We start from the raw sequence: 12,425 nt of genomic DNA on the forward strand, positions 1-12,425 counted from the left end.
TTAGCTAAGATTACGGAGTTAAATGAATTATTTTGTCTTTATGTTTCTTTTAATCCCTTTTGTTATGGTAAAAAAGTTTAAGAAGTAGGTAACTATGCTTAAAGGTTTTTTTTGCCAATTGCCCATTTTTGAGTCATAAATAAATACAGCATCCCAATACACGATTAGACTGATGACAATTAATACTATGGAATGGCAAAATGACGACGCGCTTTTTGAAATGATAAGAACAGAACTTTATACTGCGGTAATTGGCGACATCATGGATAAGATGGGCCTTTTGCATCAGTTTTTGCCACCACAAATACAACCCTTGCGTTCCGATATGTTTGTTGCAGGCAGGGCAATGACAGTGCTCGAAGCCGACGTGTTAGAATGTGCTGACTACGAAAGCAATAATCCCATCCTTAAAAAGCCATTTGGTTTAATGCTCGAGGCGCTCGACGACCTGAAAAAAAATGAGGTTTACATTTGTAGCGGCGCATCTCCGGCTTATGCCTTATGGGGCGAGTTGATGAGCACCCGCGCACAGATTTTAGGTGCGGCAGGTGCCGTGGTTGATGGCTACTCGAGAGATACAAGAGGCATATTACAGCTTAACTTTCCTTCATTTTCTTATGGCAATTATGCGCAAGACCAGGCCCCACGTGGTAAAGTAATCGACTTTAGGGTACCGATAGAAATTAAAGGTGTTTTGGTTAACCCCGGCGATATTGTGGTAGGCGATATAGATGGTGTTTGTGTTGTGCCCAAACAGCACGAAGTGGAAGTTATTTCACGTGCCCTTGAAAAAGCACGGGGCGAAAAAATGGTGCAGAAAAAGATTTTAGAAGGTATGAGCGCCAAAGAAGCATTCGATAAATACGGTATTATGTAAATATATTTTAATCATAATAAACACACACAAATGAAACTATTTTATAAAACATTTACCGTTTTAACGATGCTGGCAGGCGTGGTGCAGGCCCAGATTCAAAAAATAAGTTACACCACTGCCGAACAGCAGGTAATTAAAATGAATCGTATTTCGCCGGCAGCCTCAAAGCAGCCCGATAAAATTGATCTGAATGGAACATGGAAATTTTCTCCTGATATCAATAATCAGCCCGCCGATAAAAATATCCAGGTACCCGGCGAGTGGGTGATGCAGGGCTTTGAAGTAAAAAACTCCGTTTATGCCGGTTACCAGAAAGTATTCGATGTACCAGCCAGTTGGAAAAACAAACGGGTTAAACTCCGTTTTGATGCCGTATACAGCGATGCTGAAATTTGGGTAAACGGTAAAAAAACAGCATCACATTTAGGTGGTTTTACCCCATTCGAAGTTGATATCAATCAGTGGGTAAAATGGGGAGGTAGTAACGAAGTGTTGGTAAAGGTCAAATCAGAAAGTAAAGCCGATTCGCTGGCCAGTGCATCAACCTATGCCGTACATCCGTTGGGCGGTATTTCTCGCAAAGCCTATGTAATGGCCCTTGCACCTGTAAATTTTGCCTATGCCGATGTTAAAACCATTTTAGATAAAAACTACGAAAATTCCACAGTTAGCACCGATGTAATTATTGCCAACGAACAGGATGGGAAAACAAACAGCCTGAGCCTGAAAGCCGAATTGTTTAAGGCAGATGGAACAACCCCCGTTACCGAAAAAACAATTAACCTCGATAAAGCCATTTCAAAAGGTGAATATCTGCAGCAAAATATCAGTTTTGATGTGGTTAAACCTGCTAAATGGGATCCCGAGCATCCTAATCTGTATATGGTAAAACTGAGTATTATACAGGCGGGTAAAACCGAAGATGTAATCACCAAAAGCATTGGTTTCCGTCAGATAGAGGTAAGGGGCAACCGTGTTTTTGTAAACAATATGCCTATTAAGCTGCGTGGTATATGCCACCACGAAACTATGCCTTTACGTGGCCGATCAGTAGGCGAAAACATGTGGGAAAAAGATGTGGAGCTTTTCAGGGAAGGCAATGTAAACTATTTCCGCACCTCGCATTACCCACCAGCCGAAGAGCTGATAGATGCCTGCAACCGCCTGGGAATGTTTTTAGAGGTAGAAGCACCTTTCTGCTGGGCCGAAAACACAGCAGTACCTGCCGGTAGCGAAATTTACCAGACCTTAATGGTCGATCAGACTGTGGATATGGTTAATTATTTCAGGTCAAACCCTTCGGTGTTAGTCTGGTCGATGGGAAACGAAAGCGGTAAATACAAAGAATATTTTAAAGAAACAGCAAAGCTGATCAAAGCTTTCGATCCAACCCGTCCACGCAATTTCAGCCAGTACGGACCCGATGCCGATGAAGGCGACCTGGAAATTACCAACCACCATTATCCCGGGCCAACCGGGCCGCAAACCTACCGCAACTACAAACGCCCTATTGTTTTTGATGAATATGTACATTTAAATGCCTATAACCGTTTGGAGCTGGTTACCGATCCCGGTGTTCGCGATGCCTGGGGAATCGGCTTTGAAAGCATGTGGGAAAATATGTACCGCACCGATGCCGTTTTAGGAGGTGCCATTTGGGCCGGTATTGACGATACTTTCTTCTTACCCAATGGTAAAACTGTTGGCTACGGTACCTGGGGACCGCTCGATGGCTGGAGAAGGCCAAAGCCCGAGTACTGGCACATGAAAAAAATCTATTCGCCGGTAAAAATTAAACTGGCCGGTAACTGGGTTGACGGAAAAGTGGCGGTTGAACTGGAAAATAGATTACTCTTCAGTAACCTGAACGAGTGTAAAATAGCGTGGACTTTAGCAGGAGAAAGTGGCTTAATTACAGCCGATTTAAAGAGGAATGGAAAAACTACTGTCAATGTAAATATCAATAAAAAACCTTTATCAACGGATAAAATGATGATTAAAGTGTACGATCCGCGTGGCGTACTCATTGATGTTTATGAGTTTGCAGTAGTACCTACTGTTACCGATTTAACTGCTGTTGCCAAAACTGCTGACCAACTATGGAGTTACAGCCAGAGTGGCAATACCTTAACCGCCAAAAATGGTGCAGTAAAAGTACAGCTAAATTTAATAAATGGCGATGTAGAACAAGTTAGCCAGAATGGCAAAACCGTTTGGAATGCCGGTGCCAGACTCATGGTTTTACCTTTAACAGGCGAGGGCAGAGGTACGCAAATGACAGGCGAGAGTCAACAGTTTGATCCTTTTACCAGCGTATGTAAAAACCGCATCGTTAAAGATATTAAGCTGGTGAAGGCCAAAAATAGCTTTAGCTTAAGCGTAAGCGATGCTTATAGCGAAGCCAGCGGTACTACTAATTACATTTTTTCTGCAAACGGTACGGTGAAAATCGATTATCAATACACCATTCAAAAAGAGGTTAATCCACGCCAATGGGGATTGGTTTTTGGTTTGCCTGATGGCTTTCAGGAATTAAGCTGGAACAGGAATGCCCAGTGGAATTATTATCCGGCTGATCATATTGGCCGGCCTGTGGGTAAAGCGAGTTTAACCTCAGCCAATCCTGTTTCTGGTCCGGCAGGGCCGTCTAAATTGCCGGCCACAGCATGGAGCTTAGATAGAAATGATTTGGGTACCAACGATTTCCGCTCAACCAAAATGTACATCAACAGTGCACAGTTAAATAACGGCACAGCAGCTTTTAAGGTAGTGGCCAATGGCCGCCAGCACATCAGGGCATGGAAAGAAACAACCGGAATTAAAACACTCGTAGCTGGCTATAGCAACATGGGAGCCGAAAGGTTTTTCAGGGGACATGCAGAAAAAATGGATCACCCCTTAAAAGCCGGAGATATTATTCAGGACAGTATTACGCTACAGTTGAAATAATAGTCGCTATTTTCCTGGTTCCCGATTGTCCTCGTTTGTAACGAGGATAAACGAGCGACACATTTTTAAAGTGTGATAACTGATTATAGCGATAGAATCGCCGTTTTCCTGAATCCTCGTTGCAAACGAGGACTATAAAAGTGGTGGGCCACAAAATGGATTGTCATCCTGAGCCTGTCGAAGGGCCTTACCATTTTCTCGTTTATACGAGGATAAACGAGCGACACATTTTTAACATGTGTTAATTGATTATGGCGATAGAATCGCCGTTTTCCTGAATCTTCGTCGCAAACGAGGACTATAAAAACTAAAAAGATATGATTAACTTAATAATCAAAAAAAATAAGAACAAAGCTGGCCGTAAAGCATTCCTTACGTTTGCCTTGATATATAGCTGTATTTTACCACTTTTCGCTCAAAACACTGGCATCGCCAGTACTTTATCGCCCATACCATCAGTTACACAAAGCAATAGCAAACCTGTCATTTCATTAAATGGTGAATGGCTTTTTACAGCAGGTCAGGCTATTAAAACTTCGCCCATAAAAGTACCGGGCGAGTGGGTAATGCAAGGCTTTACCGTAAATGCCGGAGAAACAGCAAGCTATACCAAAACTTTTTCCATACCCCAAAACTGGAAGGGCAACCGTATTAAACTTCGTTTTGATGGCGTAAGCTCGCATGCCATTGTTATCGTTAATGGTAAAAAACTGGCAGAGCACGAGGGAAGTTTTGTGCCCTTCGAAACAGATATTACCGATGCCCTTAAAAGTGGCGAAAATGTATTGCAGGTTGAGGTGCAGGCTAATACCATCAGCGATATTTTGGCCTGTACTTCACAGTATGCCGTACACACCGTTGGCGGCATTTTACGCAATGTAACTTTGTTTGCGCTGCCAGAGGTTAACCTGGCCGACCTAACTGTGGTAACTACTTTAGATAAAAGCTACAACAATGCTACCTTAAACTTAAAAGCACTCGTAAACAATCAATCGCAAAAGGCAACAGCGGGGCAGATTGCCTATAGCTTAACCAATGCTGACGGGAAAATTATAGCAACCGCTAAAACAGCTTTGTCTGCATTATCTGGGGAAAAATCAGCTTTGTTAAATACCGATCTGGCTGTTAAAAATCCCATCAAATGGAATACCGATAAGCCTTACCTGTATACTTTAACCACAGCCCTGATTATTGAGGGGAAAACAATGCAAAGCCATCAGCAAAAAATAGGTATCAGGCAGGTAGAAGTAAAAGGTAATCAGCTTTTGGTAAATGGTATGCCCGTAAAATTACGTGGTGTAAACCGCCATTCCGTACATCCATTAACAGGCAGGGCAATAAGCGATGACCTGGAATTGAAAGATGCCGAATTATTTAAAAAAGGCAATTGCAATTACATCCGCACTTCGCATTACCCGCCAAGCGAAAGATTTTTAGCCATAGCCGATAGCATTGGCTTGTTTGTAGAAAACGAAAGCTCTTTAACCTGGATCCAGCACGGCGCATCGCCTATCTGGAAACTGTGGAATTATAGAGACGAAAAATTCTATCCTTACATGCTGGCGGCTAATATCGAGAAAATGCAGGCCGCTAAAAATCACTCTTCGGTAATTATCTGGAGTTTGGGTAACGAAAGTTACTGGAGCCCGTTATGGGATAAGGTTTACCGCGAAGCTAAAAAATTAGACCCAACGCGGCCCATTTCTTTCCACGATCAGTGCTGGGGTGGTTTCAATAACGGGGGCAACAAGGTCGATATTGCCAATTACCACTACCCGGGCATAAATGGCCCAAAGGCGACAGATACGATGAAAAGGCCTGTTTTATTTGGAGAATACGCACATCTCAGTACCTATAACCGCCGCGAGTTACTTACCGATCCGGGGGTTAGAGCGAGTTATGGTCCATCGCTGGTTAAAATGTACGATAGCATGTATGTGCATAAAGGTAATTTAGGCGGCGCCATTTGGAGCGGTATTGATGATACCTTTCACCTACCTGATGGCAATATTGTAGGTTATGGTCCCTGGGGACCAATTGATGCCTGGCGCAGGTTAAAACCTGAGTATTGGGGTATGAAAAAAGCTTACTCTCCTGTAGTCATTAAAAATGTATTTAAGCCAACCATTAAAAATGGCAAATTGTTGCTGGAGGTAGAAAACCGTCACGATTTTATTTCGCTTAGTGAGGTAACTATCCAGGCAAAGGTTGATGGGGCGACCATGCAGTTAACCTCTGCCATTAAACCACATGGCGAGGGCATATTGCAGGTGCCGGTAAAGGCTGATACCAAAGAAGTTTATCTTTCCTTTAAAGATCCCTCGGGCAATGTGGTAAATGAAGAACTGATTGTATTAAAACCAACCGAAGAAAAGGAACAAAGCAAGAAGGTAAACTTATCATTTACCGAAAATGAAATGGCTTATTCAATCATACAGGGCGAGGTAAATTATACCATTAGCAAAATTACAGGCGTAATATCTGGTGCAACAGTTAAAGGCCAGAAAGTTTTAGCGCAAGGTCCGGTATTTGGTGTGGTTGCCATGAACAGCGAGGATGGCGGAAAACCCAATGTTGCCGGCGAAACCTACCAGAATAATATTCACCCGGTTAAAAATTATCCGCTTTACACCATTTTTGCCAATACCATTAAAGTTGATCAAACTGCAGAAGCCATTGTTTTTACGATAAAGGCTACATATACTAATGGAGAAGGCAATTTAATTTACACCTTTTCGGGCGATGGTGCTACCCGGGTAGATTACGAAGTAAAAACCAGTTTAGAAAAACCTTATCAATATGGCATGATTTTTCAGTTGCCGAAAACTTTTGATGAGCTGAACTGGAAACGGAAAGGCGAATTTACCACTTATGCCGAAGAAGATATTGCCCGTGCCAGCGGAAGCGCGAAATTAAATGCCAAATGGTTACCTGCGGTTGAAGAATTTGGAAAGCCCGTCGCCCAGCTTTGGAAAGACGATGCCAACGAAATGGGATCGAACGATTTTAGATCAACCAAACAGCAGATTTTACAAGCCAGCTTAAGCAATAGCCAAAATAGCTTGCTTATTCAATCGGATGGCAAACAAGCCTCGCGCAGCTGGCTGCAGGATGAAAAAATACAATTGTTGGTAGCCGATTATTCCAATAATGGTTCAGAGCCTTTTTATGGTAGCCCTTTTACCGATGGCAGGATCAATATTAAAGGTAAAACACTAAAAGGAAGTGTTAAATTTAGGTTGCAGTAAAATTTCTTACCGTGAAGTCACAGATGTTACCATCTCACTTTAAGCGATCCAAAGAAAGGATTAGCTACCTGTCGGATGGAAACATCCGACAGCACAGGAAAAACACTGAAAGGAAGAATTAAATTTAAGTTGCAGTAAGACGTGGTCGTAGTGAAGTCAGATGTTACCATCTGACTTTGAGCGATCGAAAGAAAGGATTAGTTATCTGTCGGATGGAAATATCCGACAGCACAGAGCGTATGGGAATCGATTAAAATAAAAAAAACACAAAAAATGAAAATAACAGATGTAAAAGTATGGCTGGTTGAAGGCGTAAAGTACAACTGGACATTGTTAAAAATATATACCGATACCGGCCACACCGGAGTAGGCGAGGCCACCAATTGGCCGGGGAGTCCAATAGTTTTTGAAGCAACCAAACATGTTGGTGAGCGGATTATTGGTTTAGACCCCATGAAAACAGATTTTATCTGGACTAAACTTTACCGCGATTTAAACTGGATGGGGCCTTTCGGTGCCAGCATGTGCGCCATTAGTGGTATCGATATGGCACTACTCGATTTAAAGGCCAAAGTACTGGGCGTGCCTTGCTACGAACTACTTGGTGGCGCTTTCAGAAAAGATATTTTATTGTATGCCAACTACTGGTTTACCGGGGGTGGCCATAACGCAGCAGATTATGCCACACAAGCCAAAAAGGTAAAGGCAGCCGGCTTTACCGGTTTAAAATTCGATCCTTTTGCCCATACTAACTATTTGTATGGAGAAGATTTATCATCCAATCTGCAACTTACAGCCCCACAGCAGGACCTGGCCTTTGAGGTAAGTAAAGCTGTGCGTGATGCCGTAGGACCGGATTTCGATATTATGATCGAAACACATGCCATGCTCAATTACCGTGTTGCAGTAAGCATGGCACAACGGCTTTCTGAACTTAATATTACCTGGTACGAAGAACCGGCAGGTCCGGAGAATGCCAATACTTTAAAAGCCATGCGCGATCGGATTCCGGCCAACGTTTCCATCTGTGTAGGTGAGCGCCATTATACCCGCCATGGAATTCGCGATGTACTCGAAAAACACATTTGCGATATAATGATGCCCGATATTACCCGCTGCGGTGGCCCTTCTGAAATGAAACGCATGGCTACCATGATGGAGGCTTACAACGTGCTTTTGGCACCACACAACCCCAACGGACCATTATCTACCCTCGCTTCGGCACAAGTTTGTGCTTCGGTTCCTAACTTTTTTAGGCAGGAATTTATGTTTAACGATGTGCCCTGGCGCGATGAAATTATTACGCACCCCATTGCTGATATGGTACAAGACGGCCACCTTAAACTGAGTGACAGGCCAGGCTTGGGGGTAGATTTAATTGAATCGGAAATGGAGAAACACCCTGGGGTTTTAACACCAAGACCAGGGTTTTATGTATAAAAATAAATCTAACAAACCTCGCAGGTTTTTAAAACCTGCGAGGTTTTAGCAGATACAGATATTATGGCACTTACAATAGATTTAAAGGGAAAAATAGCTTTAATAACAGGGGTTACCTCAGGTATTGGCCTGGGCATTGCCAAAATGATGGCCAAAGCAGGTTGCACGGTAATTGGTTGTGCAGAACAAAGCGAAACCAGTGAAACCGCCCAACGGTTTTTAACCGAAATGGAATCCTACGATGTGCGTACTGATTATTTCAGGGCAGATATGAGCGTAGCTGAAGAGATTGAAAGCCTGGTGGCCGACATTAAAAGTGATTATGGCCGGCTGGATATTCTCGTTTCCAATGCCGGGCAAAATGTATTTACCGGTTTAGCAGACAGTACTGAAAAAGACTGGCAGTTTAACCTCGATTTAAACCTTACGGCACATTGGCGCCTGGCTAAAAACTGCAAGCCGCTGCTGGCCGAAAATATCGGCGTAATTATTATCATGGCCTCTAACCATGCCTATGCCAGTATTCCGGGTTGTGCACCTTACAGTGTTGCCAAAACAGCTTTAACCGGTTTGGTTAGAAGTTTGGCTATAGAATGGGGGCCAGGAATCAGAACTGTTGGCATTGCGCCTGGTTTTATCGATACGCCAGGCAACCAGCAATGGTTTAATGCTTTCGAAAATCCGGAGGAAGAAAGACAACGCACCGTAAACCTTCACCCGGTAAAAAAATTGGGTACAGTTGAAGAAATTGGAGGCTGGTGTGTGTTTCTGGCCAGCGAATATGCTGCTTTCGCATCAGGGGTTACCTATTTGATTGATGGGGGAAGAAGTGCGGTGATGCAGGATGCTTGAGATATGAGATATGAGACATGAGATTTTAGACTTGAGATATGAGATTTGAGATGATTAAGGTAAATTAATTAAAGATGGAAATCTGGAAGCCTGATTTAATTTATAAGGCAGATTTAATTTTGGGCGAAGGTGCCCGCTGGCATGCAGGGTGGCAAAAGTTTTTGTTTATCGATATCAAAGGCAAGCTCATTGGCAGCTGTAATCCCGTAAACGGAAAGATTGAAACCAAAAAGATAGAGGAGATACCAGGCATGCTGGCACCTGCCGAACAAGATCAATTGCTGGTGGCTGTACAGGGCAAACTGGTACTTATGGATTTTGAAACCGGAAAAACGCAATCCTTAGCTAAATTTAAAGAAGCGGCGCAAAACAGAAGTAACGATGGTGCCTGCGATGCTTCAGGCAGGCTTTGGGTGGGCACCATGCAAGTTAATGCCGAACATGGGGCAGGTAACCTGTATTGTTACCACCAAAATCAACTCCTTAAAAAGATTAAGGGAACAAGCGTATCAAATGGCATATGCTGGTCGCCTGATCATAAAACCATGTATTACATTGATAGTTTTTTGTACCACATTAAAGCTTTCGATTACGATTTAGCCACAGGCAGTATCAGTAACGAAAGGATTGTAGTACAAATTACAGCACCCAACACCCTGGCAGATGGCATGTGCATCGATACCGAAGGAATGCTTTGGGTAGCCATGTGGGGTGGTAGCTGTGTAAACCGTTACAATCCGTTGACTGGTGCTTGCATTGGTAAAATTGAAGTAAATGCTCCGCACGTAACCAGTTGTGCCTTCGGTGGAAAGGAGATGAACCAAATGCTAATTACCACCGCGAAGGATGGATTAAGTGCCGATGAGTTAAAATTATATCCGCATAGCGGCTCGCTGTTTACCGTGAAATTAAACGTTGCTGGTTTTCCCGCTGCCTTTTACAAAACTTATACATAGCATGGCTTTGGCCAAAAACAAATAATACTAACCAAATAATGCTTTTAATATGAAACTTGAATTTTTAGACTACCTGATTATTGCCATCTACTTTATACTGGTAATGGGCATAGGTTTGGTGCTGAAAAAGAAAATAAAAACCGGTAACGATTTTCTGCTCAGCTCGCACAATATTCCGCTGTGGATTACCTGTCTGGCTTTTATTTCGGCCAATTTAGGTGCCCAGGAGGTTTTGGGTATGGCTGCCAATGGTGCTAAATATGGTTTGTACACCATGCATTTTTACTGGCTGGGTGCAGCTTTGGCCATGATTTTTTTAGGCGTGTACATGATGCCTTTTTATTACGGCAGCAAAGCGCGTAGTGTGCCCGAATATTTAAAACTGCGTTTCGATGAAAAAACAAGGACTTTTAATGCGCTTACCTTTGCTGCCATGACGGTTTTCTCGTCTGGTGTTTCGTTGTACGCACTGGCCATGCTCATGAAAGTAATTTTAGGCTGGGATTTCGACTTGTCTATCTGGCTTGCTGCCGGCGTGGTATTAATTTATACCTTTTCGGGTGGTTTAACCGGCGCCATTTATAACGAAGTACTCCAGTTCTTTCTTATCATTATCGGTATAGCCCCATTGGTGTATATTGGGCTGGATAAAGCTGGTGGCCTCGATGGTATTCTGCAGCATGTTGACGCGGCAAAGCTCCATGTGTGGAAAGGACTGGATAGTCCGGCCAATAACCCCATGGGCGTGGATGCCTTTAGTATGGTGTTTGGGCTGGGCTTTGTTTTGGCTTTTGGTTACTGGTGTACCGATTTTTTGGTGGTGCAGCGTGCCATGGCTACCCGCAACCTCAACGAAGCACAGCGCACACCTGTTTTGGCTGCATTCCCTAAAATATTAATGCCTGCCATTGTAATCCTGCCCGGTATTATTTTACTGGCCCTGCAAGGTCAGCACGCGGGATTTGAGTTACCTGTAAATGTAAATGGCGATAAAGATTACAATATGGTGCTGCCATTGTTGCTACAAAAACTTTATCCTTCAGGTTTGCTTGGCCTGGGCATTACTGCTTTAATTGCTTCTTTTATGAGTGGTATGGCGGGGAACGTTACAGCTTTTAATACCGTATTTACTTACGATATTTACCAGACGCACATCAAAAAAAATGCTACAGATCGCCATTATTTAATGATTGGTAAGGCCACTACCATTGCCGGTATCCTCATTTCTATCGCCACAGCTTATGTGGCGCGTGGTTTTAACAGCATTATGGATTTGTTGCAGCTGGTATTTAGTTTTGTTAATGCACCACTGTTTGCCACGTTCTTTTTGGGGATGTTCTGGAAACGGACTACCGGCCATGGTGCCTTTTGGGGTTTACTTTTTGGTACGGGTGCGGCGGCTATTACCCATGGCTTATCAGTTGCCGAGGGTAAAGGTGGCTGGCTTGTTCATGCTTTCGATTTTTACTCGGCTACAGGGCAGGCCTTTACCATTGCATCCATCTCTTTTATCGTATGTTTATTGTTCACCATTGCCATTAGCTTATTTACCAGGGCAAAGGCCGAAAAAGAACTGATTGGCCTGGTATACAGTTTAACCCCTAAACAGGATTTAAAAAGTAAAACCTGGTACACCAATCCGCTTTACCTGGGCATGATTGTACTCGCCATTACCCTGTTTTTTAATATACTCTTCTTTTAAATGGAGTTATAACAGCGGGTTATTAGCCAGCTGTTTCATTAAAGCCATAATCCAAAACGGCCTATACGGCTATTTAAATTACCTCCGAAGACTAATTTGGTCTTCGGAGGTACTAAAAGGTACTTCCGAAGTAGAAAAAACACACTCCGAAGTACAAAAAGGTTGTTCATAACCTCGGCGAATATACCCAGAGAGAATAAAAGGTGCTTTCAGGCAGATAGATTTGCCTGAAGTGTTGGTTCTATCCTTACAGTCATTAGTTTTATGCTTGCAAGTATTAGTTTTATGCTTGCAGGTGTTAGTTCTATGCTTGCAGGAGGCAGTTCTGTGCTTGCAGGTGTTAGTTCTATGCTTGCAGTAGGCAGTTTTATGCTTGCAGGTGGTAGTTTTATGCTTGCAGG

The 12,425-nt window shown here is 43.1% G+C and carries 7 protein-coding genes; all 7 read left to right on the forward strand.

Annotated features, from left to right (window positions below; translation table 11 throughout):
- Nucleotides 1-172 precede the first annotated feature (172 nt).
- The 7 genes from OC25_RS25420 (at nucleotide 173) to OC25_RS25450 (ending at nucleotide 12,024) form a co-directional block, all read left to right on the forward strand.
- Nucleotides 173-877, forward strand: a complete 705-nt coding sequence (locus OC25_RS25420; RefSeq protein WP_245222154.1) for an RraA family protein — start codon at nucleotides 173-175, stop codon at nucleotides 875-877.
- Between the two features lie 30 nt (nucleotides 878-907).
- The gene (locus OC25_RS25425) at nucleotides 908-3,826 is read left to right on the forward strand and encodes a glycoside hydrolase family 2 (RefSeq protein ID WP_052266471.1); all 2,919 of its coding nucleotides are present in this window, start codon (nucleotides 908-910) and stop codon (nucleotides 3,824-3,826) included.
- Between the two features lie 317 nt (nucleotides 3,827-4,143).
- On the forward strand, nucleotides 4,144-7,074 hold the full coding sequence (locus tag OC25_RS25430; RefSeq protein ID WP_052266472.1) for a glycoside hydrolase family 2 TIM barrel-domain containing protein: 2,931 nt from the start codon (nucleotides 4,144-4,146) through the stop codon (nucleotides 7,072-7,074).
- Between the two features lie 273 nt (nucleotides 7,075-7,347).
- A complete protein-coding gene (locus tag OC25_RS25435; RefSeq protein WP_039482861.1) occupies nucleotides 7,348-8,514 on the forward strand; it encodes a mandelate racemase/muconate lactonizing enzyme family protein in 1,167 nt (388 codons plus the stop codon).
- A gap of 63 nt (nucleotides 8,515-8,577) precedes the next feature.
- On the forward strand, nucleotides 8,578-9,366 hold the full coding sequence (locus tag OC25_RS25440; protein WP_039482864.1) for an SDR family NAD(P)-dependent oxidoreductase: 789 nt from the start codon (nucleotides 8,578-8,580) through the stop codon (nucleotides 9,364-9,366).
- Between the two features lie 74 nt (nucleotides 9,367-9,440).
- On the forward strand, nucleotides 9,441-10,322 hold the full coding sequence (locus OC25_RS25445; RefSeq protein ID WP_039482865.1) for an SMP-30/gluconolactonase/LRE family protein: 882 nt from the start codon (nucleotides 9,441-9,443) through the stop codon (nucleotides 10,320-10,322).
- A gap of 49 nt (nucleotides 10,323-10,371) precedes the next feature.
- Nucleotides 10,372-12,024 (forward strand): sodium:solute symporter family protein, encoded by a 1,653-nt coding sequence (locus tag OC25_RS25450; protein WP_039482867.1) that lies wholly within the window; start codon nucleotides 10,372-10,374, stop codon nucleotides 12,022-12,024.
- Nucleotides 12,025-12,425 lie beyond the last annotated feature (401 nt).

Origin of the sequence: Pedobacter kyungheensis (genome assembly GCF_000812965.1) — a bacterium.
GTDB classification, from domain to species: domain Bacteria; phylum Bacteroidota; class Bacteroidia; order Sphingobacteriales; family Sphingobacteriaceae; genus Pedobacter; species Pedobacter kyungheensis.

Bases quoted from the DNA above. Each gene is read 5' to 3' on its own strand.
- OC25_RS25420 (WP_245222154.1), top strand. From the start codon at position 173: ATGACAATTAATACTATGGAATGGCAAAATGACGACGCGCTTTTTGAA.
- OC25_RS25425 (WP_052266471.1), top strand. From the start codon at position 908: ATGAAACTATTTTATAAAACATTTACCGTTTTAACGATGCTGGCAGGC.
- OC25_RS25430 (WP_052266472.1), top strand. From the start codon at position 4,144: ATGATTAACTTAATAATCAAAAAAAATAAGAACAAAGCTGGCCGTAAA.
- OC25_RS25435 (WP_039482861.1), top strand. From the start codon at position 7,348: ATGAAAATAACAGATGTAAAAGTATGGCTGGTTGAAGGCGTAAAGTAC.
- OC25_RS25440 (WP_039482864.1), top strand. From the start codon at position 8,578: ATGGCACTTACAATAGATTTAAAGGGAAAAATAGCTTTAATAACAGGG.
- OC25_RS25445 (WP_039482865.1), top strand. From the start codon at position 9,441: ATGGAAATCTGGAAGCCTGATTTAATTTATAAGGCAGATTTAATTTTG.
- OC25_RS25450 (WP_039482867.1), top strand. From the start codon at position 10,372: ATGAAACTTGAATTTTTAGACTACCTGATTATTGCCATCTACTTTATA.